Here is a 21297-nt window from a genome sequence, read left to right on the forward strand (position 1 = left end):
GCGACGGAGGTCGCGGGCGTCGGCGCTTGGACGGTGCGGTGCGGGTGGGGCGGAAGGCCGGCCGGGAGGCGAGCGGGAGACGAAAGCTCGCTCTAGAATGCCCGGCAGTATAGCGGCCCCCCTTTATGCCAAGACTTCCCGCCCTGATCCGCGCCTGCTGCGTCGCCCTGGCGATGACCGGCGCGACCCTGACGCAAGCCGCCGCGCTCGACGACGCGCAGGCCCTGTGGGCTTCCGGCAAGCGCGACCAGGCCATCCAGTCGGCCGAGGCCGGCCTGAAGGCCACGCCCGACGACCCCCGGCTGCGCTTCGCGCTCGGCACGATGCTGCTCGAGCAGCAACAGCTCGAACGCGCGCGGACGATCTTCGTGGGCCTCACCGAGGACTTCCCCGACCTCGCCGACCCGTACAACAACCTGGCCGTCATCCACGCCGCCCGCGGCGAGTACGAGGCCGCCCGCCAGTCGCTGACGCGGGCCCTGGACCTGGCGCCCGACCACGCGCAGGCCCGCGAGAACATGGGCGACGTGCTGATGCGCCTGGCCCAGCAGTCGTACGAACGCGCGCTCAAGCAGGCGCTGGGCGACGACACCGCGCTCAAGGTCAAGCTGCAGCGCGTCACCGCGTTCAACAACGCCAAGGTCAATCCGGCGCGTTGAGCGTGGGGCCCCGGCGGCCCCTCCCCCGCGCCGCGCCTGGTCCTCCCCTTCCACCACCCCCAACACCGCCATCCGCACCATGAGGACATCCCCACTGCTGCTCGCCGCCGGCGCCGCCGTGCTGAGCTTCGCCTGCTCGATCGCGCAGGCGCAGGTCGTCAAGCTCAGCACCACCGCGGGCGACATCAAGATCCAGCTCGACGCCGAGAAGGCGCCCAAGACGGTCGCCAACTTCCTCGCCTACGTGAAGGCCGGCCACTACAACGGCGTCATCTTCCACCGCGTCATCGGCGACTTCATGATCCAGACCGGCGGCTACACGCCCGACCTCAAGCAGCGCCCGACCAAGCCGGCGATCCCGCTGGAGGCCGGCAACGGCCTGATGAACATCCGCGGCAGCATCGCGATGGCGCGCACCAACGATCCGAACTCGGCCACGTCGCAGTTCTTCATCAACGTCGTGGACAACCCCGGCCTGGACCCGGGCTTCGCCGCGGACGGCCGCGGCTACGCGGTGTTCGGCTACGTCTCCGAGGGCATGGACGTCGTCGACAAGATCAAGGCGGTCGAGACCGTGAAGAAGAACTTCGCGTTCCAGAACCTGCCCGCCACGCCCATCCTCATCAACAAGGCCACCGTCGAGAAATAAGGAGTCACCGACATGAGCAAGAAAGTCGAACTGCACACCAACCAGGGTCTGATCACGCTGGAACTGGATGACGCCAAGGCCCCCATCAGCGTCGCCAACTTCCTGGCCTACGTCGGCAAGGGCCACTACGACGGCACGATCTTCCACCGCGTCATCAAGGGCTTCATGGCCCAGGGCGGCGGCTTCGAGGCCGGCATGAAGCAAAAGCCGACCGACGCCCCGATCCAGAACGAGGCCAACAACGGCCTGAAGAACGACAAGTACACCGTGGCGATGGCGCGCACCAACGCGCCGCACTCGGCCAGCGCCCAGTTCTTCATCAACACCGTCGACAACGACTTCCTGAACTTCAAGAGCGAAAGCCCGTCGGGCTGGGGCTACGCGGTGTTCGGCAAGGTCGTCGGCGGCCAGGACATCGTCGACAAGATCGAGCGCGTGAAGACCAGCCGCTCGGGCTTCCACGACGACGTGCCGGTCGACGCGGTGATCATCGAGCGCGCCGTCGCGGTCGAGTGAGTCCCGGTTCCGCCGCTGCCCTCCCCCTGCCCGTCCCGCTGGAGATCCTGCGGGCGGCGCCCGGGTGGCGGCGGATCGACCTGCTGTCCGACCTGCACCTGTCGCCGGACATGCCGGCGACGCTGGCGCGATGGCGCGCCCACCTGGCGGCCACGCCCGCCGACGCGGTCTTCCTGCTCGGCGACATCTTCGAGGCCTGGATCGGCGACGACGCGCGCTGGCAGGCCGGCACCTTCGAGCAGTTCGCGCTCGAACTGCTGCGCGGGGTCTCCGCGCGCAAACCCCTCTTCTTCCTGCACGGCAACCGCGATTTCGCCCTCGGCGAGCCGATGGCCGCCGATGCCGGCATGCGGCTGCTGCCCGACCCGGTCCGGCTGGACGCCTTCGGCCGCGGCTGGCTGCTGAGCCACGGCGACCAGCTCTGCCTGGGCGACGTCGGTTACCTGCGCGCCCGCGCCGTCGTGCGCCGCCCCGAGGTGCTCGCGGCGCTGCGCGCGATGCCGCTCTTCGCGCGCCGCGCGCTGGCGCGCCACCTGCGGGCCAAGAGCCGGATGCATCAATCCGATCCGTCCACCTGGGCCGACGTCGACGACGACGCGGCGCGCTCGTGGTTGCGGGCGTCCGGCTGCGACACGCTGATCCACGGCCACACGCACCGCCCCGCGACGCATGACCTCGGCGACGGGCTCACCCGCGCGGTGCTGTCCGACTGGGACTACGACCACGGTCCCGGCCGCGGCGACGTGCTGGTCCTGGAGGCGGACGGCCTTCGCCGCATCGCCCCGATGACCTTCGCGACCGAGGTCGCCATCGCCCCATGATCGGCGGCCTGCTGCAACGCTGGCGCGAACGCCGCGAGCGCAAGCTGCTCGAGGCCTTCGCCATTCCCGAGCCGCTGTGGCAGCTGACGCTGACGCAGTACCCGTTCATCGCCCGCCGCGGCGAGGCCGATCGGGCCGAGCTGCGCCGGCTGTGCTCGCTGTTCCTCGCGTCGAAGGAGTTCCACGGCGTCAACGGCTTCGAGGTCACCGACGAGGTGGCCGTCGCGGTCGCCGCGCAGGCCTGCCTGCCGGTGCTGCGCCTGGGCCTCGAGTGGTACGACGGCTTCGTCGGCATCGTGATGCACGAGGGCGAGGTCGTCGCCGCGCGCGAGACGATGGACGAGGACGGCGTCGTCCACGCCTATGACGAGACGCTCGCCGGCGAAGCGATGGAAGGCGGCCCGCTGATGCTGGCCTGGAGCGAGATCGCGCCGGAAGCGGTCGACCGCGTCGAGGGCCACGACTCCGTCTACAACGTCGTGATCCACGAGTTCGCGCATGTGCTCGACATGCGCGACGGCGACCCCGACGGCACGCCGGCGATCGCCGACGCGGCCCTGCGCCAGCGATGGCCGGCCACGATGGAAGCCGAGTGGCACTGGTTCTGCGACCAGGTCGACGCGGGCCACGCGACACTCATCGATCCCTATGGCGCCGAAGCGCCCGAGGAGTTCTTCGCCGTCGCCGTCGAGGCCTTCTTCGTCGCGCCGCGCGAGCTGCTCGCCGAGCAGCCCCGGCTGTATCGCCTGTTCGTCGAGTTCTTCAGGCAAGACCCGGCACGCGATTGAGCACGGCCGGGCACCAATGAAAAAGCCCGCGCGAGCGGGCTTTTTCCGTGGCGTGCGCGCGGTCAGTCGGCGGTGGCCGGCTCGGACTTGGGCTTGTTGTCCTTCTTGTTGGGCGTGATGTCCAACAGCACTTCGCCCTTGTCGTCGACGTCCACGCTCAGGCGGCCGCCGTCGACCAGGCGGCCGAACAGCAACTCGTCGGCCAGCGCACGGCGGATGGTGTCCTGGATCAGGCGCTGCATCGGACGCGCGCCCATCTGCGGATCGAAGCCCTTGGCGGCCAGGTGCTTGCGCAGCGCGTCGCTGAAGGTGACCTCCACCTTCTTCTCGGCCAGCTGGCTCTCGAGCTGCAGCAGGAACTTGTCCACCACCCGCAGGATGATGTCCTCGTTCAGCGCGCCGAAGTTGACGATCGCATCCAGGCGGTTGCGGAACTCGGGCGTGAACAGCCGCTTGATGTCGGCCATCTCGTCGCCCTGCTCGCGCTTGGTCGTGAAGCCGATCGTCGACTTGGTCATCGCCTCCGCGCCCGCGTTCGTGGTCATGATGATGATCACGTTGCGGAAGTCGGCCTTGCGCCCGTTGTTGTCGGTCAGCGTGCCGTGGTCCATCACCTGCAGCAGCACGTTGAAGACGTCCGGATGCGCCTTCTCGATCTCGTCGAGCAGCAGCACCGCGTGCGGCTTCTTCGTGATCGCCTCGGTCAGCAGGCCGCCCTGGTCGAAGCCCACGTAGCCCGGAGGCGCGCCGATCAGGCGGCTGACCGCGTGGCGCTCCATGTACTCGGACATGTCGAAGCGGATCAACTCGATGCCCAGGATGTACGCGAGCTGCTTGGCGACCTCGGTCTTGCCCACGCCCGTGGGACCGCTGAACAGGAACGAGCCGATCGGCTTGTCCGGCTTGCCCAGGCCCGAGCGCGCCATCTTGATGGCGGCGGACAGCGCGTCGATGGACGGGTCCTGGCCGAAGACCACGCTCTTGAGATCGCGGTCCAGGCTCTTGAGCTTGCCGCGGTCGTCCGACGACACCGAGGCCGGCGGGATGCGCGCGATCTTGGCGACGATGTCCTCGACCTCGGCGCGGGTGATGGTCTTCTTCTGCTTGCTCTTGGGCAGCACGCGCTGGGCGGCGCCGGCCTCGTCGATGACGTCGATCGCCTTGTCCGGCAGGTGACGGTCATTGATGTACTTGGCCGAGAGCTCCGCGGCCGCCTGCAGCGCCGTCAGCGCGTACTTGACGCTGTGGTGCTCCTCGAAGCGCGACTTCAGGCCCTTGAGGATCTCGACGGTCTGGTCCACGGTCGGCTCGACCACGTCGATCTTCTGGAAGCGCCGCGACAGGGCCGCGTCCTTCTCGAAGATGCCGCGGTACTCGCTGAAGGTCGTCGCGCCGATGCACTTGAGCTGGCCCGACGACAGCGCCGGCTTGAGCAGGTTGCTCGCGTCCAGCGTGCCGCCCGACGCCGCGCCGGCGCCGATCAGCGTGTGGATCTCGTCGATGAACAGGATCGCGCCGGGCTGGTCCTTGAGCTGCTTGATCACCGCCTTGAGGCGCTGCTCGAAGTCGCCGCGGTACTTGGTGCCCGCCAGCAGCGCGCCCATGTCCAGCGAATAGACCACCGCCTCGGCCAGCACGTCGGGCACCTGGCCCTCGGTGATGCGCCAGGCCAGGCCCTCGGCGATCGCGGTCTTGCCCACGCCGGCCTCGCCGACCAGCAGCGGGTTGTTCTTGCGCCGGCGGCACAGCACCTGCACCACGCGCTCGACCTCGAGCTCGCGGCCGATCAGCGGATCGATCTTGCCGTCGCGCGCCTGCTGGTTCAGGTTCTGGGTGAACTGCTCGAGCGGGCTGCCCTTGCCGCCACCGCCGCTCTGGCCCTCGCCTTCCTCGCGCTCGGACTCGGGGCCGCTGCCTTCCGGGCCCTTCGGGGGCTCGGGCGGCTCGCTCTTCTTGATGCCGTGGGCGATGAAGTTGACGACGTCCAGCCGGGTCACGCCCTGCTGGTGCAGGTAGTAGACGGCGTGGGAGTCCTTCTCGCCGAAGATCGCGACCAGCACGTTGGCGCCGGTCACTTCCTTCTTGCCGTTGCCGGTCGACTGGACATGCATGATCGCGCGCTGGATCACCCGCTGGAATCCCAGCGTGGGCTGCGTGTCGACCTCGTCCGTGCCGCCGACCGTCGGCGTGTTTTCCTTGATGAACTGCGCAAGCGACTTGCGCAGGTCCTCGATGTTCGCCGCGCAGGCGCGCAGCACCTCGGCCGCGGACGGGTTGTCCAGCAACGCCATCAACAGGTGTTCCACGGTGATGAATTCGTGGCGCTGCTGGCGGGCTTCGACAAACGCCATGTGCAGGCTGACTTCAAGCTCTTGCGCAATCATGCGGCCTCCATAATGCACTGCAGGGGGTGACCGGCGCGCCGTGCGGCCGCCGACACCATTTCGACCTTGGTGGCCGCCACGTCCTTGGTGAAAACACCGCAGACGCCGCGACCTTCGTGATGAATCTTCAACATGATCTGGGTGGCCGTATCCAGGTCATGGCGGAAATACTCCTGCAAGACCATCACCACAAACTCCATGGGCGTGAAGTCGTCGTTGAGCATCAGCACCTGGAACAGGCGCGGCGGCTCCGTCTTCTGAGCGACACGCTCCAGCGTGGTGGAATTCCCACCATCCTCCGTGCCCGGCGGCTGAGCGCCGGGTGGACCCGCCGGGGGTGGCTGTTGGGCAAACAAAGGCATGAACCGATTCTATAAACAGCGGGAGCACCCTACATGGGGACAGGGCACCGCCTGTCAATGCCCCGAGTTTGTCACCTTCGCGCCGCCACACCCCGGGGAGTTCCTCAATTGACACTGGCTTGACACGGATTTGAGAATCCGCCCCGGTGCGAGAAAGACACCGGGATGGAGAAGAACATGGCAACAGGCACGGTCAAGTGGTTCAACGATGCCAAGGGGTTTGGCTTCATTGAGCCCGAACATGGCGGAGGGGACGTTTTCGCGCACTTCTCGGCCATTCAGATGGAAGGCTTCCGCACGTTGAAGCAGGGCTCCAAGGTGAGCTACGAGCTGGTGCAGGGTCCGAAGGGCCAATTGGCCCAGAACATCCGGCCGCTGGACGGCGGCGACGCGCTCGACGAGGCGCCGCCGGTGGGCATCCCGCTGATGGCCGAGGCCCACTCGGGCCAGGCGGCCGCCGCGGCGTGACCCACGCCGGCTGATCCGACTCGCCCCACGAAAAGGCCCGCGCAAGCGGGCCTTTTGCATGGTGCGCTCAGCGCGCGCCCGGGAAGGCGCCCCGCTCGTCGGAGAAGACGATCTCCACGCGACGGTTCTGCTGGCGGCCGGCGGCATTGGCGTTCGAGGCCACCGGACGCGCCTCGCCGTTGCCGCGGACATCGATCCGCCCGGCCGCGACGCCGCGCTGGGCCAGCGCGCTCCTGACGGACTCGGCGCGGGCGCGGGAGAGCGCGAGGTTGCTTTCCGCGCTGCCGGTGCTGTCGGTGAAGCCCTCGATCAGGATGCGGCGCTCCGGATGGTTGCGCAGCGCCGAGGACAGGGTGTCCAGGCGACCGTAGGCGCCCTCCTTCAGCGTCGCCTTGCCGGTATCGAACAGCACGTCCTGCAGCATGACCACCAGGCCCTGCGGCGTCGGCTTGGCCTGGATCTCGGCGAGCTCGCGCTGCAGGCGGTTCGCGCGTTCCGACGCGGCCATGGCGGCGGCTTCGGCGCTGGCGGCCTGCCCTTGCGCGACCTGCGCCTGACGCGTGCGAACCTCGGCGCGCAGGCGTTCGCGTTCGGAGCCGGCCGATTCGACCTTCGCGTCCGCGGCGCGCGCGGCGCCGAGGTTCATCGCGGTCTGCGCCCGCTGCGAGGCGACCGTGGCGGCGCTGTCGAGCTCGACGGCGTCCTTGCGTTCACGCCAGGCGTTGTCGGCGCGGTCCAGGGACTCGCGGGCCTTGGCCAGTTCCGGCGCGGCGTAGCGCGTGGCGTTCGGATCGCTGCTGGCCTGGGCGTAGTCGCGCTTGGCCGCTTCCAGGCCCGCGTGGGGCACGGGCACCGAGGAGCAGGCGGCCAGCGCGAGCGCGGCGAGACCACCGGCGAGAGGCAGATATCGATTCATGTCGTTCTCCTGATTGAAGTCGCCGGGGCATCACCGCGTCGGGGATGCGGGGGCCGGAGAACGGTTGAGCTCCTCGCGCAGCGTCGACAGGCTGCGATCGAGTTCCGCGGAGGCCTTTTCCGACCGATCGCGCGCGGTCTTCGAGCGCGCGAGGGCGGCGGCGGCTTCCGCCTCGTCGGCCTTGCGGCGCGCGGTGGCGTGGTCGCCCTTGCGGGCGGCCTCCTGGGCCTCGGCGAGGCGCGCGCGCGCCACCACCAGGTCCGGCGAGTCGCCGGTCCCGACGGTGGCCTGGGCGGCGTCCAGCGCGCCGCGGCTTTCGCCGAGCTGGCCGGCGGTCTCGATCTTCTTGGAGGCGCAGCCGGTCAGCGCGACCACGGCGACCATGCCGGCGGCGACCAGGGCGCGCCCTGGGAACAGAGGGTGTCTCATGAAGGATCCTTCGCAAGGCAAAGTGATCCATGAGCGTGGCAAAGGGTATACCCGAAGTTCATCCGGCGACCGCCCCCTTCGCGGAAGCCGGTTCACGACCCCATGAGCCGGAACATCTTCCGGGCATGAAAAAACCCCAGGCGCTTTCGCGCACTGGGGTCTTGATCCCGCGAGACCCGGCTCGTCGCCGGGTCCCCGCCGATCACATGTTCTCGATCATCACCTGACCGAAGCCGGAGCACGACACCTGGGTCGCGCCGTCCAGCAGGCGGGCGAAGTCGTACGTGACCTTCTTCGACAGGATCGACTTCTCGATCGACGAGATGATCAGGTCGGCCGCTTCGGTCCAGCCCATGTGGCGCAGCATCATTTCGGCCGACAGGATCTCGGAACCGGGGTTCACGTAGTCCTTGCCGGCGTACTTCGGCGCGGTGCCGTGGGTGGCTTCGAACATCGCGACGGAGTCACTCAGGTTCGCGCCCGGGGCGATGCCGATGCCGCCGACCTGCGCGGCCAGGGCGTCGGAGATGTAGTCGCCGTTCAGGTTCAGCGTCGCCACGACCGAGTACTCGGCCGGACGCAGCAGGATCTGCTGCAGGAACGCGTCGGCGATGCTGTCCTTGACCACGATGTCCTTGCCGGTCTTCGGGTTCTTGAACTTGCACCACGGGCCGCCGTCGATCAGCTCGGCGCCGAATTCCTTCTGCGCCAGCGCGTAGGCCCAGTCACGGAAGCCACCTTCGGTGAACTTCATGATGTTGCCCTTGTGCACGATGGTCACGCTGGGCTTGTCGTTGTCGATCGCGTACTGGATCGCCTTGCGGACCAGGCGCTCCGTGCCTTCGCGCGACACCGGCTTGACGCCGATGCCCGAGGTCTCGGGGAAGCGGATCTTCTTGACGCCGAATTCCTCTTGCAGGATCTTGATCAGCTTCTTGGCCTTCTCGCTCTCGGCTTCGAACTCGATGCCGGCGTAGATGTCTTCCGAGTTCTCGCGGAAGATGACCATGTCCGTCTTGTGCGGTTCCTTGACCGGCGACGGCACGCCTTCGAACCAGCGCACCGGGCGCAGGCAGACGTACAGGTCCAGTTCCTGGCGCAGCGCGACGTTCAGCGAGCGGATGCCGCCGCCGACCGGCGTCGTCAGCGGGCCCTTGATCGAGACGACGTAGTCCTTCAGGACCGTCAGCGTCTCTTCGGGCAGCCACACGTCGGGGCCGTAGACCTTGGTCGACTTCTCGCCGGCGTAGATCTCCATCCAGTGGATCTTCTTGGCGCCGCCGTAGGCCTTCGCGACGGCCGCGTCCACCACCTTGATCATCACCGGGGTGATGTCGAAGCCGGTGCCGTCACCCTCGATGTAGGGAATGATCGGGTTGTTCGGAACGTTGAGCGAGAAGTCGGCATTGACCGTGATCTTCTGGCCGCCCTCGGGCACCTTGATGTGCTGGTACATGGAGTTGTCTCCGCGAATCGCGTGGGTGGGTGGGGTAAACCGGAAGCGCCGATTCTATGACAGCGAAACTTTCAATCGGCTGATCGCGGGGCCATGTCCCTGGGCGGCTCAGCCGCAGTACGCGCGGACCTGCGCCCACGCGCCGTGGCCCAGTCCCCAGATCGCGCCCGCCGCCAGCAGGGCGCCCGACAGGCGGGTCGCGAATCGCACGCCCGGTCCACCCAAACGGCGCCCCCCGAGCCTGGCGAGAAACCACGGCCCCGCCAGGAGTCCCGGCGAGGAGCCCGCCGCGAACGCCGCCATCACGGCGGCGCCCTGCCAAGGGGCCTCCGCCAGGGCCGCGACGGTCAAGGCGGATTGCAACAGGCCGCAGGGCCACGCCAGCCAAGCGAGGCCGGCCAGGCCCGACGCGGCGGCACGGGTCGGCGTCAGCGCGACGGCCCCGTGACCGAGCGTCCCCACCGGGATTCCGACGGCCGCCGGCGCCCGGGCGGTCCACAGCCGCGCCAGCCAGCGAGGGAACTCGGCCCTCAAGAGAAGGAAGACGCCGAAGGCCAGCACCGCCAGTTGCAGGGCGAGCCAGACCGGCCGAAGCGCTCCGGTGGTCGACTCCCAGCGCAACAGCCCACCGACGCTGGCCGCCACCGCCGCGCCGCCCGCCGCATAACCCAGGACACGCCCTGCCTGGAACAGCGCCATGCCGGATCGCCGGCCCGCGGTCACCGCCGCGCAGGGCGCGACGCACATCGCCGCGCAGTGCGGGCTGCCGATGGCGCCCATCAGGAAGGCCGAGCCGACCAGCGCGAGCCACAGCATGCCGGCCAGCCGATCAGAGGATGCGGGAGAAGCGCACCGGCGCTTCCGGCGCTTCCGGCGCGCTTGCCGAGACGCCGGCGGACGCCGCGGCCGGCGTGGCCTTCAGATAGCGATCGAACACCATCGCCACCGCCCGCACGAAGAACCAGCCCATCGGCGTGACCTGCACCGCGCGCGGCTCAAGGGTGACCAGGCCATCGGCTTCCAGGCGACGCAGACGCGCCAGCTCGGGCGCGAAGTAATCGGTCATCACGATGCCATGCGAGCGCTCGATCGGATCGAAGGCCAGCCGCCCCTGGCACATCAGCGCCATGATCGCGTCCCGTCGCACGAGGTCGTCCTGATCCAGCGACAGCCCCCGCTCGATCGGCAGCCGTCCCTCGCGGAGCGCGGCGTAGTACTCGGGCAAGGTCTTCACGTTCTGCGCGAACGACGACCCCACCTTCGAGATCGCCGACACGCCCAGCGCCACGAGATCGCAGTCCGGTTGGGTGCTGTAGCCCTGGAAGTTGCGGTGCAAGCGCCCTTCCCGTTTCGCGACGGCCAACGGATCGTCCGCGAGCGCGAAATGGTCCATGCCGATGTAGCTGTAGCCGCGCGCGATGAAGCCGGCGATCGCGCCGGACAGCATGCGCAGCTTGTCCGCCGGCTGTGGCAGCGCCGACGCCTCGATGCGGCGCTGCGGCTTGAACCGGTGCGGCAGATGGGCATAGGCGTACAGGGCGATGCGGTCCGGCCGCAGCGAGGCCACTTGCTCGACGGTCCGCGCGAACGAGGCGGGCGTCTGCAGCGGCAGGCCGTGGATCAGGTCCACGTTGATCGACCGGAACCCCAGGTCGCGCGCGGCGCCCATCAGCGCGGCGACGCTCTCGAGGCTTTGCTCCCGGTGCACGGCGCGCTGCACGTCGGGGTCGAAATCCTGCACGCCGAAGCTCAGCCGGTTGAAGCCGAGCGTGCGCAGATGGCGCAGGCGGCCCACGTCGATCGTGCGCGGGTCCACCTCGATCGAGATCTCGGCGTCGGCGCACAGACGGAAGTGGCGATGCAGCAGCGCCATCAGTGTCGAGAGTTCGCCATCGGACAGGAAGGTCGGCGTGCCGCCACCGAAGTGCAATTGCGACACCAGCGCACGTGTGCCCAGGCGCTGCTGCACCAGCGCCATCTCGAGCGCCAGCGCATCGACATAGGCGGCCGCTCGCTCGTGATGCCGCGTGACGACCTTGTTGCACGCGCAGTAGTAGCAGACCGATTCGCAGAACGGGATGTGCACGTAGACCGACATCGGCTGCTGCGCCACCGGCCCGAAAGCGCGCAGCGCGAGCGTCTCGGCATGCTGGGCGGCATCGACGCCGGCATGGAATCGATCGGCGGTGGGATAGGAGGTGTAGCGCGGTCCGGCGATGTCGAACCGGCGCAGCAGATCGGCGTCTGGGATGCTGCGGTCCCACGAGGTCGTGTCAGGGCTCATGGGGCGATCCTCACCCGTTGATGGCAAAGCGTCATTGATTGATGTCATTGCCGCCATCGAGGCCGAGACAAAGAATCCGCCGCTTCCTCGCATGCCGGCCGAACTCATGTCGAGACCCCTCCAACCCGCCCCCATCGCTCCGCCACAAGACGCGTTCAAGGTCGCCTGCTCGACTTGCGCGCTGCGCCAGGTCTGTCTGCCGACCGGCTTGCCCGTGGCCGACGTGGAGCAACTCGAACGCATGGTGTCCGAGCGCCGCGCCGTGCCGAGGAACACGGTGCTGTTCAAGGCCGGCGAGGCGTTCGAGGCGATCTACATCGTGCGCACGGGCTTCTTCAAGACCTCGGCGATCGCCGAGGACGGCCGCGAGCAGGTCACCGGCTTCCACATGGCCGCGGAGATGCTGGGGCTGGATGGCATCTTCAGCGGCGCCCATGCCAGCCAGGCGGTGGCTTTGGAGGACTCGCAGATCTGCGTCGTGCCCTACGGCCGGCTCGAGGACGTGACTCGCGAGGTCGATCGCGTTCGGCGTCAATTCCACCGGCTGATGAGCCGGGAGCTCGTCCGAGACCAGGGCGTCATGACGATGCTGGGCGCGATGCGGGCCGAGAAGCGCGTGGCGGTCTTCCTGATCAACCTCATGCGCAAGCTGCGCGCGCGAGGTTTCTCGTCGTCGAGCGTGGTGCTGCGGATGACGCGCGACGAGATCGGCAGCCACCTCGGACTGACGCTGGAGACGGTCAGCCGGACCTTCTCCCGCATGCAGGGGGACGGCTTGCTGGAGGTCCGGGCGCGCGAGGTCCGGGTGCTCAAGCCGCGACAGCTGTTGCAGTTGGCTCGCCGCGCCGCATGACGCCGCGTCACGGTGCCTGGCCACCGGTCGCCGCGTGATTGCGCGCCTTCATCGCGGGCGACAGCGCGGCGTCCTGGACCTCTTCCGCGGCCACGCCGCTGCGGTCCAGCGCGCTCGATGCATGCACCACGGGATCCGGATGCGTGATCGCGAGCACCAGCGTGGCGATCGCGGCGACGACCACCGTTCCCGGTCCGCCGACCACCAGCCACATCATCGGGTGCCGCCACCACGGGCCGCTGCCCGGCAGGTCCGCATCGATCCGGTGTGTTGTCGTCGAGGTCATGGTTGCTCCAGGTGAGGCGAAGTCGGCCTGCATGCCGCGCTCATCGCGGCACGACGAAAGTGGATTTCTCAAGCAGCTCGTGGTCGGCGGAGTCGGTCCCTGCCGCCATGCGCCGGACCGAGAACTGCATCGGATGTGCACCACCGCCGAGTTGCCGGGCGACATCGGGCGGCAGGCGCAGGGACACCGTGACCCACCGCGCCTGCGCGGGCGCCAGCGTCAGCTCGCCCGAAGGAGACGCCACGCGCAGGCCACCGATCCCGCGCACGTCGAGGCGGAACCGCTGCGTCGATTCCGCCGCGTTCATCACCTGCAATCGATAGACGTTCTCGACAAGGCCGTCCTCGACCTCCCGTGCCAGGACCGCCCGATCCCGCACGACGTCGACCTTGAACGGCACGCGCAGCGCCAGGCTGCCCACCAGCGCCGCGGAGACCGTCAGCAGGATCGCACCGTAGATCAGCACCCGTGGCCGGAACACGCGCCGCCACTGCTGGCCGACAGTCCAGCGGTTCTGCATGCCGTTTTGCGTCGCGTAGCGGATCAGCCCGCGCTGATAGCCGAACTTGTCCATCACGTCGTTGCAGACGTCGATGCAGGCGGCGCAACCGATGCACTCGTATTGCAGGCCTTGCCGGATGTCGATGCCAGTCGGACAGACATGGACGCATTGACGGCAGTCGACACACGCGCCAAGGCCGGCCTGGGCGGGGTCGATCCGTTTCGATCTGGGTCCGCGCGGGTCGCCTCGCGTGGCGTCGTAGCTGATGACCAGCGTGTCCCGATCGAACATCGCGCTCTGGAAGCGCGCGTATGGGCACATGTACTTGCAGACCTGTTCCCGCAGATAACCCGCGTTGCCGTAGGTCGCCAATCCATAGAACAGGATCCAGAACATCTCCCAGCCGCCCAGCGCCCCTTGCGCCGCGCTCGCGACGAGCGCGCGGATCGGCTCGAAGTAGCCGACGAAGGTGAACCCCGTCCACAGCGACACCGCGAGCCATGCCGCGTGCTTGCCGCCCTTGCGCAGCAGCTTCTCCGCGCTCCAGCCGGAACGGTCGAGCCGGATGCGCGCGGCGCGATCGCCCTCGGTGTGGCGCTCGATCCAAAGGAAGATTTCCGTGTAGACCGTCTGCGGGCAGGCGAAGCCGCACCAGAGCCGGCCGGCGACCGCCGTGAAGAAGAACAGCCCGAAGGCCGATACCACCAGCAGCGCGGTGAGGTAGATGAAGTCCTGGGGGTACAGGATGAGGTCGAAGATCAGGAAGCGGCGGGCCTCGAGATCGAAGAGCACCGCCTGGCGGCCGTTCCATGACAGCCAGGGCAGCCCGTAGAACAGCAGTTGGGTCGCCCAGACGAGGACCCATCGCCACACGGCGAACCAGCCGTGCACCGCGCGGGGATAGATCTTCGCTTCGGACTCATACAGCGAGATCGTCCTGGGTTCAGGGCCGCTCATGCGACAACCCCCAGACGTACCCGGCCAGCACGCGGATCTGCTCGGGGCTCAGTCGCGAGCCGTGCTCGGGCATGTGGCTGTGCTTGCCGTTGTTGACCATCGCGACGATCGCGGGCTCGCCCCAGCCGTGCAGCCAGACCTTGTCGGTGAGGTTGGGCGCGCCCAGCGCCTGGTTGCCCTTGCCATCCATCCCGTGGCAGGCGGCGCACGCGCTGAACTTGGACTTGCCGAGCGCCGCGGCCACCGAGTTGTGCGGGCTGCCCGACAGGCTCAGCACGTAATGGGCCAGGTTGCGCACGTCCTCGCCGTTGCCCACCGCGGCGGCCATCGGCGGCATCGTGCCCTCGCGCCCCTGGGTGATGGTCTGGACGATCGCGTCGCCGCTGCCGCCATAGAGCCAGTCGTTGTCGGTCAGGTTGGGAAAGCCCTTCGAGCCCTTGGCGTCGGAGCCATGGCAGGTCGCGCAGTTGTTGGCGAAGAGCCGCTCGCCGATGCCGATCGCCTGCGGATCCTTCGCCAGCGACTCGACCGGCTGGCCGTCGAACCTCGCGTAGATGGCATGCATCGTTTCGCGGGCGCTCGCCTGCTCGGCCTGGTACTGCTCGGCGCTGGACCAGTTCAAGCTGCCGCCATAGCTGCCCAGGCCGGGATACAGCGCCAGGTACAGGCCGGAGAACACCACGGTCAGCACGAACAGGACCATCCACCAGCGCGGCAACGGGTTGTTGAGTTCGCGGATGTCCTCGTCCCAGACGTGTCCGGTGGAGTTGTCCTCCGCCATCACCTTGCGGCGGCTGGCGATGATCAGCAGCGCCAGGCACAGCGCCAGACCGAGCACCGTCGCCGCGGCCACGAACAGCGACCAGCCGTTCGAAACGAAATCACTCATGACGACCTCCTCGGGGCGCGGATTCCTCGTCGGCGAGGACGAGCGCGCCCAGGTCTTCGAAACGTTCGCGGTTGCGCCGGGCGAAGGCCCAGGCGACGATGCCCACGAACACCAGCAGCGACACCACCGTCACCGCGGAACGCACGGCGTTCAGATCCATGTCAGGCATGACGGCCTCCGATCACTTCTTCAGCGCGGTGCCCAGCACCTGCAGGTAGGCGACGACCGCGTCCATCTCCGTCTTGCCCTGCACTTCGTCGGCCGCGCCGGCGATCTGCGTGTCGGTGTAGGGCACGCCGACGGTCCGCAGGCCGCGCATCTTGGGCGCCAGTTCCTTGGGATCGAGCGCCGCGCCGGCCAGCCATGCGTAGGCGGGCATGTTGGACTCGGGCACCAGGTCGCGCGGGTTGGTCAGGTGCAGGCGATGCCATTCGTCGCTGTACTTGCCGCCCACCCGCGCCAGGTCGGGTCCGGTGCGCTTGCTGCCCCATTGGAAGGGGTGGTCGTAGACGAATTCGCCGGCCACCGAGTAATGGCCGTAGCGCAGCGTCTCGGCCCGCAGCGGGCGGATCATCTGCGAGTGGCAGTTGTAGCAACCCTCGCGGATGTAGACATCGCGGCCGGCCAGCTGCAGCGGCGTGTAGGGCCTCAGGTTGTCGACCGGCTGCGTGGTCGAGCGCTGGAAGAACAGCGGGACGATCTCGACGATGCCGCCGACGATCACCGTCAGCAGCACCAGCACGATCATCAGGAAGTTGCTGGTCTCGATGCGTTCGTGGCCGACGGGTTTGGCATGGGCATTGGCCATGGAGTGCTCCTCGGGTCCGTGCGATCAGGCGGCGGCCGCGAGCGCGGCGCCGGGAATGGGGTGGCGAGCCGGCTGCCCGGCCCGGACGGTCATCACGACGTTCCAGGCCATCAGGCACATCCCGCTGAGGTACAGCAGGCCGCCCAGCAGGCGCACCACGTAGAACGGATAGGTCGCCTTGACGCTCTCGGCGAAGGTCCAGGTCAGCGTGCCGTCGGGATTCACCGCGCGCCACATCAGCCCCTGCATCACGCCGGCGATCCACATCGCGGCGATGTACAGGACGATGCCCAGCGTGGCGATCCAGAAGTGCAGCTCGATGGCGCGCTTCGAATACATCTCGGTGCGGCCGTACATGCGCGGGATCAGGTGATACAGCGCGCCCATCGAGATGAAGCCCACCCAGCCCAGCGCGCCGCTGTGCACGTGGCCGACGGTCCAGTCGGTGTAGTGGGACAGCGCGTTGACGGTCTTGATCGACATCATCGGCCCCTCGAAGGTCGACATGCCGTAGAACGACAGCGCGACGATCAGGAACTTCAGGATCGGGTCGTCGCGCAGCTTGTGCCAGGCGCCGCTGAGCGTCATGACGCCGTTGATCATCCCGCCCCAGCTCGGCGCCAGCAGGACCAGCGAGAACAGCATGCCCACGCTCTGCGCCCAGTCGGGCAACGCGGTGTAGTGCAGGTGGTGGGGGCCGGCCCACATGTAGGTGAAGATCAGCGCCCAGAAGTGGACGATCGACAGCCGGTAGCTGTACACGGGCCGGTTGGCCTGCTTCGGGATGTAGTAGTACATCAGCCCGAGGAAGCCGGCGGTCAGGAAGAAGCCCACCGCGTTGTGGCCGTACCACCACTGGACCATCGCGTCCTGCACGCCGGCGTAGGCGGAGTAGCTCTTGGTCAGCGAGACCGGGATCTCGGCGCTGTTGACGATGTGCAGCAGCGCCACGGCGATGATGAAGGCGCCGAAGAACCAGTTGGCCACGTAGATGTGGCGGACGCGGCGCACGCCGATCGTGCCGAAGAACACGACCGCGTAGGCGACCCAGACGACGGCGATCAGGATGTCGATCGGCCACTCGAGTTCGGCGTACTCCTTGCCGGTCGTCAGGCCCAGCGGCAGCGTGATGGCGGCCAGCACGATCACCAGTTGCCAGCCCCAGAAGGTGAACCAGGCCAGGCCTGGAGCGAACAAACGCACATGGCTCGTGCGCTGCACGACGTGGAAGGCGGTGGCCATCAGCACGCAGCCGCCGAACGCGAAGATCACGGCGTTCGTGTGCAGCGGCCGCAGGCGGCCATAGCTGAGCCAGGGGATACCGAAATTCAGCTCCGGCCAGGCGAGTTGCGCGGCGATGACGACGCCGACCAGCATGCCCACCACGCCCCACAACACCGCGGCCAGCGAGAACGCGCGGACCACGCCGTCCTCGTAACTGGGCGCCAGCGTGCGTCCTCCCACCGGTTCTGATCTGCTTGCCATGTCGGCTCCTTGTGGCGCTCCTCGCGCGAATGGCAAAGATTGTTTTGCGCCGTCCCCGGGAGCGTGTTGATGCCTGTCAAGCTTGGGCGTCGTCCTCGAGGATTCGCGTGCCTTCGCGATCGAGCGACTCGAGCTGGCCGTCCTGCACGGCCCAGCCGAACACGGCGAGCACGAGCAGCACCAGCACAACCGACAGCGGGATCAGCAGGTAGAGGATGTCCATCGCGCGTCTCCGATCCGGCGGCTTCGCCTGGCCACGCCGTCAATCCGCGCGGCCGAGCCGCGCGGCGTTGCCGACGACCAGCAGCGAGCTCATCGCCATGCCTAGCCCCGCCGCCCACGGCGGCAGCCAGCCGACCAGCGCCATGGGCACGCAGACCGCGTTGTAGAGCGCCGACCAACCGAGGTTCTGGCGGACGACGCGCCGCGCGCGGCGCGCGAGCCGCAACGCGTCCGTCACGGGGTCGAGGTGGTCCGCCAGCAATAGCGCGTCGGCGCGCGCCTTCGCGAGGTCGGCGCCCTGCCCCATCGCCACGGACACCTGGGCGCGCGCCAACACCGGCGCGTCGTTGATGCCGTCGCCGATCATCAGCACGCGACGTCCACTCGCCTGCAGCTCGGCGACATGCGCCAGCTTGTCCTCGGGACTCGCGCCGCCTCGCCAGCGCGCGATGCCGGCGCGCTCGGCGATCTCCTCGACACGCGCCGGCGCGTCGCCCGAGAGCAGGTCGATCTCCAGGCCCATCGCGCGCCACGCTTCAAGCGCCCGGCCGGCGCCATCGCGCAGCGCTTCATCGAACATCCACGCGGCACGGGGAACGCCGTCGCAGGACAACACGATCCGGGCTTGCGGGACCGCGCCAGGCACGGACGCGTCGGTGGCCCATCGCGGCGCGCCGAGTCGCCATCGTCGTCCTCGCGCGTCGACGCCCTGCATGCCCCGCCCCGCGAGTTCCTCCATCGCCCGCCACTCGGCCGTGACAGGCCCCGTGCCCAGCGCGGCGACCAGCGCGCGCGACAAGGGGTGAAGCGATCCGCCCGCCAGCCCTCTGGCGAAAGCGGTCGACTCGGGATCGAGGGCCGCTGGCCATTGGCTCGTCAGTCGCGGCGCCGGATCGGTCAGGGTGCCGGTCTTGTCCATCACGACGTGGTCGACGCCGGCGAGCGCCTCGATCGCGTCGAGCCGCGACAGCAACAGCCCTCGACGCGCCAGCGCGCCCGCGGCGGCGACCCAGGCCGCCGGCGCCGCCAGCGACAGCGCGCAGGGGCAGGTCACGATCAGCACGGACACCGCGACCGCCAGCGCCTTCGACGGATCGATGAACTGCCACACGATGGCCGCCGCGCCCGCCAGCACGATCACCACCGCGAGGAACCAGCCCGCCACCCGGTCGGACAGGCGCAGTGCCGCCGGTCTGTCCTGGAACGCCTGCGCCATCAACTGGCGAATGGCGGCGAGTCGCGTCTGCTCACCGGTCCGCAGGATGCGCAGCGTCAACACGCCGCTGAGGTTCAGGCTGCCCGCGAGCACCGCCTCGCCGGGCGATTTCGAGATCGGTCGCGATTCGCCGGTCAGCAGCGACTCGTCGACGGCGCCATGCCCAGCCTCGACGGTGGCGTCGGCCGGGATGCGCTGGCCCGCGGCCACCCGCACCCGATCGCCGACCGACAACTGCTCGACTGCCACCCATTCCGTCGCGCCGTCCGGCCGCAAGCGCTCGACCTTGCCGGGCAGCGCGTCGGCCGCCTGCTCGAGCGCCTCGGCCGCGCGGTGCCGGGCGCGCAGCTCCAGGTAGCGCGCGCCGAGCAGGAAGCTCACGAACATGGTGATCGAGTCGAAGTAGACCTCGTGCCCGAACGGCCCGCCGGGATCGAGCGTCGCGCCGCTGCCGGCGACGAAGGCCACCGCGAGGCCGAGCGCGACCGGCACGTCCATGCCCAGCCGCCGACCGCGCACCTGCGCGAACGCGGCACGGAAGAACGGGCCCGCCGACAGCAGCATCACCGGCAGCGTCAGCACCCACTGGCCCCAGCGCAGCAACGCGGCCTGGTCGGGCGCCAGTTCGCCGGGCGCGGCGACATAGGACGGCCAGGCCAGCATCATCACCTGCATCATCAGGAAGCCGGCGACGAACCATCGCCACAGCGCCTGCCGATGCTCGCGGCGGCGCAGGTCGCGGGCGGGACCAGCGAGGTCCGGCGCGAAGTCATAACCGGCCGGAGACAGGGACTCGCGCAGCCGGTCCAGCGACACCGTGTCCGGCAGCCAGTCGAGCGTCAGGCCTTGGGTCGACGCGTTCACCTGCACCGACCGCACGCCGGGCTGCGCTTGGAGCAGCGCCTCGATCAGGCCGGCGCAGGAGGCGCAATGCATCCCCGACAGTCGCAGGCGCGAGCACGCGACGCGGCGGCCATCGGCGGCCTCGCGCCATTGCGTGAACGGGCGCAGCGCCTCGTCGTCCTCGACCGGCGACATCAGCGAGGCGTCGGGGTCGGGGCGATTGGCGGGGCCGGCATCGGCGCCCGGGGCGCCGGCGGTCGCCAGGGCGGCAAGGGCGTGCGACATGGCCGCGATAATCCGCGAAACCTTGAGGTCGACCCATGCTCAATATCAAACGCGCCGCATCGTCCGTTGCCCTGTCGGTCATCGTGCTCATGACCGCGCTGTCCGTCGCCGAACCAGCCGCCGCGCAGCAGATCCCGCAGACCGGCCTGCCCGTCGTCGAGCTCGGCGCCGGCATGCACCTGATCCATGCCGAGGTCGCCCGCACCGACGAGCAGCGCGCCATCGGCCTGATGGCGCGCAAGGAGATGGCCCAGAACGCCGGGATGATCTTCGTGTTCGAGCAGCCGTCGCAGCAATGCTTCTGGATGCGCAACACGCTGATCCCGCTGTCGGCCGCGTTCGTCGCCGACGACGGCACCATCGTCAACATCGTCGAGATGCAGCCGCTGTCGGACGCCTCGCATTGCTCGGCCAAGCCGGTGCGCTACGTGCTGGAAATGAACAAGGGCTGGTTCGACAAGCGCGGCCTGAAGGCCGGCGCGAAGCTGCGCGGCGGCCCGTGGCCCAAGTGAGCGCGATCTGATCGCCTGAAACGACGACGGCCCGGGATCGCTCCCGGGCCGTCGTCCTTCGGCGGTGCGCGCGAGGCGCGCCGCCGCGGCTTCAGTTGCCGAAGTTGGCTTGCGCGAAGTCCCAGTTGACCAGGCTCTTCAGGAAGGTCTCGACGAACTTCGGACGCGCGTTGCGGTAGTCGATGTAGTAGGCGTGTTCCCACACGTCGACGGTCAGCAGCGCGGTGTCGGCGGTCGTCAGCGGGGTGCCGGCGGCGCCGGTGTTGACGATGTCGACCGAGCCGTCAGGCTTCTTCACCAGCCAGGTCCAGCCCGAGCCGAAGTTGCCCACCGCGCTCTTCTGGAAGGCTTCCTTGAACGCGTCGACGCTGCCCCACTTGGCATTGATCGCGTCGAGCAGCTTGCCGGTGGGCGCGCCGCCGCCGTTGGGCTTCATGCAGGACCAGAAGAAGGTGTGGTTCCAGATCTGGGCCGAGTTGTTGTAGATCGGACCGCTCGAGGTCTTGACGATCTCTTCCAGCGTCTTGCTCTCGAACTCGGTGCCCTTCTGCAGGTTGTTCAGGTTGTCCACGTAGGCCTTGTGGTGCTTGCCGTGGTGGTACTCGAAGGTCTCGGCGCTGATGTGCGGCTCCAGCGCCTTCTTGTCGTACGGCAGCTCGGGCAGGACGTGTTCCATGAGGGACTCCTAATCGGGTTGGTGGTGGGAC

At 68.7% G+C, this 21297-nt stretch carries 24 protein-coding genes; 8 read left to right on the forward strand and 16 right to left on the reverse strand.

The features are described from left to right. The first annotated feature begins 125 nt into the window (after nt 1-125). The 5 genes from N5D62_RS17370 to N5D62_RS17390 all read left to right on the forward strand — a co-directional run bounded on the left by N5D62_RS17370 (nt 126) and on the right by N5D62_RS17390 (nt 3433). Complete coding sequence (locus N5D62_RS17370; RefSeq protein WP_279759118.1) at nt 126-659, forward strand: tetratricopeptide repeat protein; 534 nt, start codon at nt 126-128, stop codon at nt 657-659. 79 nt (nt 660-738) lie between these two features. Then, a complete protein-coding gene (locus N5D62_RS17375; RefSeq protein WP_279759119.1) occupies nt 739-1308 on the forward strand; it encodes a peptidylprolyl isomerase in 570 nt (189 codons plus the stop codon). Nucleotides 1309-1320: 12 nt separating this feature from the next. Continuing rightward, nucleotides 1321-1824, forward strand: coding sequence for a peptidylprolyl isomerase (locus N5D62_RS17380; protein ID WP_279759120.1), 504 nt, complete (start codon nt 1321-1323; stop codon nt 1822-1824). Continuing rightward, entirely contained in the window at nt 1821-2645 is an 825-nt protein-coding gene (locus tag N5D62_RS17385; protein WP_279759121.1) for a UDP-2,3-diacylglucosamine diphosphatase, read from the forward strand. The genes N5D62_RS17380 and N5D62_RS17385 overlap by 4 nt, the downstream gene beginning before the upstream one ends. Then, the gene (locus N5D62_RS17390) at nt 2642-3433 is read left to right on the forward strand and encodes a zinc-dependent peptidase (protein ID WP_279759122.1); all 792 of its coding nucleotides are present in this window, start codon (nt 2642-2644) and stop codon (nt 3431-3433) included. Before N5D62_RS17385 ends, N5D62_RS17390 begins: the two co-directional genes overlap by 4 nt. A gap of 62 nt (nt 3434-3495) precedes the next feature. Here the strand turns inward: N5D62_RS17390 and clpA are convergent, their stop codons facing one another. Together clpA and clpS are read right to left on the reverse strand one after the other, a co-directional pair. Beyond that, nucleotides 3496-5817 carry an ATP-dependent Clp protease ATP-binding subunit ClpA gene (gene clpA, locus N5D62_RS17395; RefSeq protein ID WP_279759124.1) on the reverse strand — a complete coding sequence of 774 codons (2322 nt, stop codon included), beginning with the start codon at nt 5815-5817 and terminating at the stop codon, nt 3496-3498. Further along, on the reverse strand, nt 5814-6179 hold the full coding sequence (clpS, locus tag N5D62_RS17400) for an ATP-dependent Clp protease adapter ClpS (RefSeq protein WP_279759125.1): 366 nt from the start codon (nt 6177-6179) through the stop codon (nt 5814-5816). The genes clpA and clpS overlap by 4 nt, the downstream gene beginning before the upstream one ends. Nucleotides 6180-6356: 177 nt before the next feature. Between clpS and N5D62_RS17405 the strand changes: the two genes are divergently transcribed. After that, nucleotides 6357-6647 carry a cold-shock protein gene (locus N5D62_RS17405; protein ID WP_347881822.1) on the forward strand — a complete coding sequence of 97 codons (291 nt, stop codon included), beginning with the start codon at nt 6357-6359 and terminating at the stop codon, nt 6645-6647. A gap of 67 nt (nt 6648-6714) precedes the next feature. On the opposite strand, the gene N5D62_RS17410 is transcribed toward N5D62_RS17405, so the two are convergent. The 5 genes from N5D62_RS17410 to hemN all read right to left on the reverse strand — a co-directional run bounded on the left by N5D62_RS17410 (nt 6715) and on the right by hemN (nt 11732). Beyond that, entirely contained in the window at nt 6715-7563 is an 849-nt protein-coding gene (locus N5D62_RS17410) for an OmpA family protein (RefSeq protein ID WP_279759127.1), read from the reverse strand. Nucleotides 7564-7593: 30 nt separating this feature from the next. Continuing rightward, entirely contained in the window at nt 7594-7992 is a 399-nt protein-coding gene (locus N5D62_RS17415; protein WP_279759128.1) for a hypothetical protein, read from the reverse strand. Between the two features lie 202 nt (nt 7993-8194). Beyond that, nucleotides 8195-9448 (reverse strand): NADP-dependent isocitrate dehydrogenase, encoded by a 1254-nt coding sequence (gene icd, locus N5D62_RS17420; RefSeq protein WP_279759129.1) that lies wholly within the window; start codon nt 9446-9448, stop codon nt 8195-8197. A 108-nt stretch (nt 9449-9556) separates the two neighbouring features. Further along, complete coding sequence (locus tag N5D62_RS17425; protein ID WP_279759130.1) at nt 9557-10264, reverse strand: sulfite exporter TauE/SafE family protein; 708 nt, start codon at nt 10262-10264, stop codon at nt 9557-9559. 13 nt (nt 10265-10277) lie between these two features. Beyond that, nucleotides 10278-11732: an oxygen-independent coproporphyrinogen III oxidase gene (gene hemN / locus N5D62_RS17430; protein ID WP_279759131.1), complete on the reverse strand. Its 1455-nt coding sequence runs from the start codon at nt 11730-11732 to the stop codon at nt 10278-10280. A gap of 106 nt (nt 11733-11838) precedes the next feature. Between hemN and N5D62_RS17435 the strand changes: the two genes are divergently transcribed. After that, complete coding sequence (locus N5D62_RS17435; protein ID WP_279759132.1) at nt 11839-12585, forward strand: cyclic nucleotide-binding domain-containing protein; 747 nt, start codon at nt 11839-11841, stop codon at nt 12583-12585. A 7-nt stretch (nt 12586-12592) separates the two neighbouring features. On the opposite strand, the gene N5D62_RS17440 is transcribed toward N5D62_RS17435, so the two are convergent. The 8 genes from N5D62_RS17440 to N5D62_RS17475 form a co-directional block, all read right to left on the reverse strand. Beyond that, entirely contained in the window at nt 12593-12871 is a 279-nt protein-coding gene (locus N5D62_RS17440) for a hypothetical protein (RefSeq protein ID WP_279759133.1), read from the reverse strand. A 40-nt stretch (nt 12872-12911) separates the two neighbouring features. Then, nucleotides 12912-14330, reverse strand: a complete 1419-nt coding sequence (ccoG, locus tag N5D62_RS17445; protein WP_279759134.1) for a cytochrome c oxidase accessory protein CcoG — start codon at nt 14328-14330, stop codon at nt 12912-12914. Continuing rightward, a complete protein-coding gene (ccoP, locus tag N5D62_RS17450; protein ID WP_279759135.1) occupies nt 14317-15219 on the reverse strand; it encodes a cytochrome-c oxidase, cbb3-type subunit III in 903 nt (300 codons plus the stop codon). The genes ccoG and ccoP overlap by 14 nt, the downstream gene beginning before the upstream one ends. Further along, nucleotides 15212-15388 carry a cbb3-type cytochrome c oxidase subunit 3 gene (locus N5D62_RS17455; RefSeq protein ID WP_279759136.1) on the reverse strand — a complete coding sequence of 59 codons (177 nt, stop codon included), beginning with the start codon at nt 15386-15388 and terminating at the stop codon, nt 15212-15214. Before N5D62_RS17455 ends, ccoP begins: the two co-directional genes overlap by 8 nt. A gap of 12 nt (nt 15389-15400) precedes the next feature. Next, nucleotides 15401-16027 carry a cytochrome-c oxidase, cbb3-type subunit II gene (gene ccoO / locus N5D62_RS17460; protein ID WP_279759137.1) on the reverse strand — a complete coding sequence of 209 codons (627 nt, stop codon included), beginning with the start codon at nt 16025-16027 and terminating at the stop codon, nt 15401-15403. Between the two features lie 24 nt (nt 16028-16051). Then, a complete protein-coding gene (ccoN, locus tag N5D62_RS17465; protein ID WP_279759138.1) occupies nt 16052-17512 on the reverse strand; it encodes a cytochrome-c oxidase, cbb3-type subunit I in 1461 nt (486 codons plus the stop codon). Nucleotides 17513-17588: 76 nt separating this feature from the next. After that, entirely contained in the window at nt 17589-17735 is a 147-nt protein-coding gene (gene ccoS / locus N5D62_RS17470) for a cbb3-type cytochrome oxidase assembly protein CcoS (protein WP_279759139.1), read from the reverse strand. Between the two features lie 39 nt (nt 17736-17774). Further along, the gene (locus N5D62_RS17475; protein WP_279759141.1) at nt 17775-20078 is read right to left on the reverse strand and encodes a cation-translocating P-type ATPase; all 2304 of its coding nucleotides are present in this window, start codon (nt 20076-20078) and stop codon (nt 17775-17777) included. A gap of 35 nt (nt 20079-20113) precedes the next feature. Between N5D62_RS17475 and N5D62_RS17480 the strand changes: the two genes are divergently transcribed. After that, the gene (locus tag N5D62_RS17480) at nt 20114-20590 is read left to right on the forward strand and encodes a DUF192 domain-containing protein (RefSeq protein ID WP_279759142.1); all 477 of its coding nucleotides are present in this window, start codon (nt 20114-20116) and stop codon (nt 20588-20590) included. Between the two features lie 91 nt (nt 20591-20681). Here N5D62_RS17480 and N5D62_RS17485 read toward each other — a convergent pair whose 3' ends face one another. Then, nucleotides 20682-21266, reverse strand: coding sequence for a Fe-Mn family superoxide dismutase (locus N5D62_RS17485; RefSeq protein WP_279759143.1), 585 nt, complete (start codon nt 21264-21266; stop codon nt 20682-20684). Nucleotides 21267-21297 lie beyond the last annotated feature (31 nt).

It is taken from the genome of Mitsuaria sp. GD03876, assembly GCF_029840635.1.
Taxonomy (GTDB): domain Bacteria; phylum Pseudomonadota; class Gammaproteobacteria; order Burkholderiales; family Burkholderiaceae_C; genus Roseateles.

Coding starts and splice junctions, on each gene's coding strand:
- N5D62_RS17375 (WP_279759119.1), top strand. CDS start 739: ATGAGGACATCCCCACTGCTGCTCGCCGCCGGCGCCGCCGTGCTGAGC.
- N5D62_RS17425 (WP_279759130.1), bottom strand. CDS start 10,264: ATGCTGTGGCTCGCGCTGGTCGGCTCGGCCTTCCTGATGGGCGCCATC.
- N5D62_RS17415 (WP_279759128.1), bottom strand. CDS start 7,992: ATGAGACACCCTCTGTTCCCAGGGCGCGCCCTGGTCGCCGCCGGCATG.
- N5D62_RS17480 (WP_279759142.1), top strand. CDS start 20,114: ATGCTCAATATCAAACGCGCCGCATCGTCCGTTGCCCTGTCGGTCATC.
- hemN (WP_279759131.1), bottom strand. CDS start 11,732: ATGAGCCCTGACACGACCTCGTGGGACCGCAGCATCCCAGACGCCGAT.
- ccoO (WP_279759137.1), bottom strand. CDS start 16,027: ATGGCCAATGCCCATGCCAAACCCGTCGGCCACGAACGCATCGAGACC.
- clpA (WP_279759124.1), bottom strand. CDS start 5,817: ATGATTGCGCAAGAGCTTGAAGTCAGCCTGCACATGGCGTTTGTCGAA.
- N5D62_RS17410 (WP_279759127.1), bottom strand. CDS start 7,563: ATGAATCGATATCTGCCTCTCGCCGGTGGTCTCGCCGCGCTCGCGCTG.
- N5D62_RS17390 (WP_279759122.1), top strand. CDS start 2,642: ATGATCGGCGGCCTGCTGCAACGCTGGCGCGAACGCCGCGAGCGCAAG.
- N5D62_RS17455 (WP_279759136.1), bottom strand. CDS start 15,388: ATGCCTGACATGGATCTGAACGCCGTGCGTTCCGCGGTGACGGTGGTG.
- ccoS (WP_279759139.1), bottom strand. CDS start 17,735: ATGGACATCCTCTACCTGCTGATCCCGCTGTCGGTTGTGCTGGTGCTG.
- ccoP (WP_279759135.1), bottom strand. CDS start 15,219: ATGAGTGATTTCGTTTCGAACGGCTGGTCGCTGTTCGTGGCCGCGGCG.
- icd (WP_279759129.1), bottom strand. CDS start 9,448: ATGTACCAGCACATCAAGGTGCCCGAGGGCGGCCAGAAGATCACGGTC.
- N5D62_RS17405 (WP_347881822.1), top strand. CDS start 6,357: ATGGCAACAGGCACGGTCAAGTGGTTCAACGATGCCAAGGGGTTTGGC.
- clpS (WP_279759125.1), bottom strand. CDS start 6,179: ATGCCTTTGTTTGCCCAACAGCCACCCCCGGCGGGTCCACCCGGCGCT.
- N5D62_RS17370 (WP_279759118.1), top strand. CDS start 126: ATGCCAAGACTTCCCGCCCTGATCCGCGCCTGCTGCGTCGCCCTGGCG.
- N5D62_RS17435 (WP_279759132.1), top strand. CDS start 11,839: ATGTCGAGACCCCTCCAACCCGCCCCCATCGCTCCGCCACAAGACGCG.
- N5D62_RS17475 (WP_279759141.1), bottom strand. CDS start 20,078: ATGTCGCACGCCCTTGCCGCCCTGGCGACCGCCGGCGCCCCGGGCGCC.
- ccoN (WP_279759138.1), bottom strand. CDS start 17,512: ATGGCAAGCAGATCAGAACCGGTGGGAGGACGCACGCTGGCGCCCAGT.
- ccoG (WP_279759134.1), bottom strand. CDS start 14,330: ATGAGCGGCCCTGAACCCAGGACGATCTCGCTGTATGAGTCCGAAGCG.
- N5D62_RS17380 (WP_279759120.1), top strand. CDS start 1,321: ATGAGCAAGAAAGTCGAACTGCACACCAACCAGGGTCTGATCACGCTG.
- N5D62_RS17485 (WP_279759143.1), bottom strand. CDS start 21,266: ATGGAACACGTCCTGCCCGAGCTGCCGTACGACAAGAAGGCGCTGGAG.
- N5D62_RS17440 (WP_279759133.1), bottom strand. CDS start 12,871: ATGACCTCGACGACAACACACCGGATCGATGCGGACCTGCCGGGCAGC.